The organism is Dactylosporangium salmoneum (assembly GCF_039532525.1).
Taxonomy (GTDB): Bacteria; Actinomycetota; Actinomycetes; order Mycobacteriales; family Micromonosporaceae; genus Dactylosporangium; species Dactylosporangium salmoneum.
The window spans coordinates 36,163-39,791 of record NZ_BAAARV010000052.1; the positions used below are offsets into that span (position 1 = coordinate 36,163).

At 74.2% G+C, this 3,629-nt stretch carries 1 protein-coding gene; it reads left to right on the plus strand.

The genetic code is table 11. The annotated features are described in order from the left end of the window. A partial coding sequence (locus tag ABD352_RS28460) for an acyltransferase domain-containing protein (protein WP_344615575.1) occupies positions 1-3,629 on the plus strand: 3,629 nt, incomplete at both ends.

Sequence of the window (3,629 nt, forward strand, 5' to 3'; positions counted from 1 at the left end):
ATCGGCATGCTCCTGGTCGAGAACCTCGCCGACGCCCAGCGTCACGGCCACCGCGTCCTGGCCGTGGTCCGCGGCTCGGCGATCAACCAGGACGGGGCCAGCAACGGCCTCACCGCCCCCAACGGCCCGTCGCAGCAGCGCGTGATCCGGGCCGCCCTGGCCGTGGCCGGCCTGTCGGAGTCCGACGTGGACGCGGTCGAGGCCCACGGCACCGGTACCACCCTCGGCGACCCCATCGAGGCCCAGGCGCTCCTCGCCACCTACGGCCGGTCCCGCCCCGCCGACCGTCCGCTGTGGCTCGGCTCGGTCAAGTCGAACATCGGCCACACCCAGGCCGCCGCGGGCGTCGCCGGCATCATCAAGATGGTCATGGCGCTGCGCCACGGCGTCCTGCCCCGGTCCCTGCACATCGACGCCCCGACGCCCAACGTGGACTGGTCCGCGGGCGCGGTGCGGCTGCTGACCGAGTCCCGCCCCTGGGCGGACCCGGACCGCCCGCGCCGGGCGGGCATCTCGTCGTTCGGCATCTCCGGCACCAACGCCCACGTGATCCTGGAGCAGGCCGAACCGTCGGACGCCCCCAGCGCCGAGCCGCTGCTGCCCGTCCTGCCGCTGCTGGTCTCGGCCCGCACCGACCGCGCGCTGTCCGCGCAGCTCGACCGCCTCAGGTCGTTCCTCTCCGACGACGTGCCCCTGACCGACGTCGCCTGGACCCTCGCCAGGGGCCGCGCGGCGCTGGAGCACCGGGCGGTGCTCCTGGACGACGCCACGATCAAGGACACCGTCCGGTCAGGTCGTCTGGGTTTCGTGTTCGGCGGCCAGGGCGCCCAGCGGCTTGGTATGGGTCGGGAACTGATTGAGGCGTTCCCGGTGTTCGCGCAGGCGTGGTCGGAGGTGTGTGCGGAGCTGGACCCGTCGTTGTCGGAGGTGGTGTTCGGCGGCGACGAGGACAGGTTGGCGAACACCTTCTATGCGCAGTGCGGCATCTTCGCGTTCGAAGTGGCCATGTTCCGGCTCCTCGAATCGTGGGGTGTCCGCCCGGATGTCGTTGGTGGGCACTCGATTGGTGAGATCGCGGCTGCCCATGTCGCGGGGATTCTGTCGCTGAAAGACGCGTGTGCTCTGGTGTCGGCGCGGGGTCGGTTGATGGCTGCGTTGCCGCCGGGTGGGGTGATGGTTGCGGTTGCGGCGTCGGAGGAATTGGTTGCGCCGTTGCTGGACGGCGACGTGGATCTCGCGGCGGTGAACGGTCCTGAGGCTGTGGTGCTGTCGGGGTCTGCTGATGCGGTGGATCGGGTGGTGGCGCAGTTGGGTGTGCGGACTCGGAGGTTGCGGGTTTCGCATGCGTTCCATTCGGTGTTGATGGAGCCGATGCTGCCCGTGTTCGCCGAGGTGGTTTCGACGCTGACGTTTTCGCAGCCGCAGGTTCCGGTGGTGTCGGAGGAGTGGACTTCTGCCGGGTATTGGGTTCGGCATGTGCGGGGGACGGTGCGGTTTGCCGAGAGTGTGGCGGTGATGGGGGCGGTCACGTTCCTGGAGGTGAGTCCTACGCCGGTGCTGACTCCGGTGGTTGAGGACTGCATTCCGGTCGTCCGCAAGCACGCCGCCGAGCCGCTCGGGGTGGTCGAGGCGGCCGCGCGGCTTTGGGCGCGCGGGGTTGCGGTCGAGTGGCCGCTTGGCGAGGGGCGGCCGGTGGACCTGCCTACGTACGCGTTCCAGCGGGAACGGTACTGGCTGGCCTCCCGGGGTACGGCCCCGTCGGGGAGCGACCACCCGCTGCTCGGGCCGATGGTCGGGCTGGCCGGGTCGGACGAGTCGGTGTTCTCCGCGCGGCTCTCGGTCGGGGCGACCGGCTGGCTGGCCGACCACGCGGTGCTCGGGTCGGTGCTCTTCCCCGGGACCGGGTTCGTGGAGCTGGCGCTGCGGGCCGGGGCCGAGGCGGGCGCGGGCCGGCTGGCCGAGCTGACCCTGGAGGCGCCGCTGGTGCTGCCGGAGCGGGGCGCGGTACAGGTGCAGGTTCGTCTCGGCGGGCCCGATGACTCCGGGCGGCGGGAACTGGCGGTGTACTCCCAGTCGGCGGACTCCCCGTGGACGCGCCACGCCACCGGCCTGCTCGGGCCGGACGAGCCCGTGCCGCCCGCGGAAGACCTCGCCGCCTGGCCGCCGCCCGGCGCCGACGCGGTCTCGGTCGAGGGCTTCTACGAGGGGGCCTCCGAGTTCGCGTACGGCTACGGCCCGGCCTTCCAGGGCCTGAAGGCGGTGTGGCGGCGCGACGACGCCGTCTACGCCGAGGTGGCGCTGCCCGACGACCTGCACGCCGACGCCGCCCGCTACGGCCTGCACCCGGCCCTGCTCGACGCCGCGCTGCACGCGATGGGGTTCGGCGGCTTCTTCCCGGCCAACGGCGAGGTGCGGCTGCCCTTCGCCTGGACCGGCGTCTCCCTGCACGCCGTCGGCGCGCCCCGGCTGCGGGTGCGGGTCACCCCGGCCGGCGAGGGCGCGGTGCGCATCGAGGCGGCCGACGCCGACGGCCGGCCCGTTGCCGTCATCGAGTCGCTGGTCCTGCGCCCGGTCTCGGCCCAGGCGCTGCGGTCGGCCCAGGCCGCCGACGACCTGTACGCGATCGAGTGGACGCCCCTGCCACTGCGGGACGCCGACGCCCCGGCGCCCGAGGTTCTGCTGCTCGGCGGCGCCCCGGCCGACGCCCTGCCCGCGGCGGTGCGCGCGAACCTGGAGCGGGCCCTGGCCGAGCTGCAGGACTGGCTGGCCGACGGAGACAACGCCGACGCGCGCCTGGCGGTGGTGACCCGCAACGCGGTCGGCGCCGACCTCGCGATGGCGCCGGTGTGGGGCCTGGTGCGCTCCGCACAGGCCGAGCACCCGGACCGCCTGCTGCTGGTCGACCTGGACGACGCCGCCGACCCCGACGCGCTCGGCCCGGTCCTGGCCGCCGCGGTGGCGGCGGGGGAGTCCCAGCTGCTGCTGCGCGACGGCGCCGTCCTCGTCCCGCGCCTGGTCCGGGCCGAGCTCGGCAGCGCGCCGGCCGAGGGCCCGTGGCGCCTGGACACCGTCGGCGGCGGCACCCTCGACGGGCTGTCGCTGGTCCCGGCGCCGGAGTCGGAGGCGCCGCTTGAGCCGGGACAGGTGCGGGTGGCGGTACGGGCGGCCGGCCTGAACTTCCGGGACGTGCTGATCGCGCTCGGCATGTACCCGGGCGAGGCCCGCATGGGCAACGAGGGCGCCGGCGTCGTGGTCGAGACCGGCCCGGGCGCGGGCCGGTTCGCCGTCGGCGACCGGGTGACCGGCCTGCTGCTCGGCGCCTTCGGCCGCGACGCCATCGCCGACGAGCGCACCCTGGCCCGCGTCCCGGACGACTGGTCGTTCGAGCGGGCGGCGTCCGTGCCCATCTGTTACCTGACCGCCTGGTACGGGCTGGCCGACCTCGGTGACCTGCAGGCCGGTGAGCGGGTGCTGATCCACGCGGGCGCCGGCGGTGTGGGCATGGCCGCGATCCAGCTGGCCCGGTATTGGGGTGCGGAGGTCTTCGCCACGGCGAGCCCGGGCAAGTGGGGCACGTTGCGGGGGCTGGGTTTGGACGACGACCACATCGCGTCCTCGCGGGATCTGGA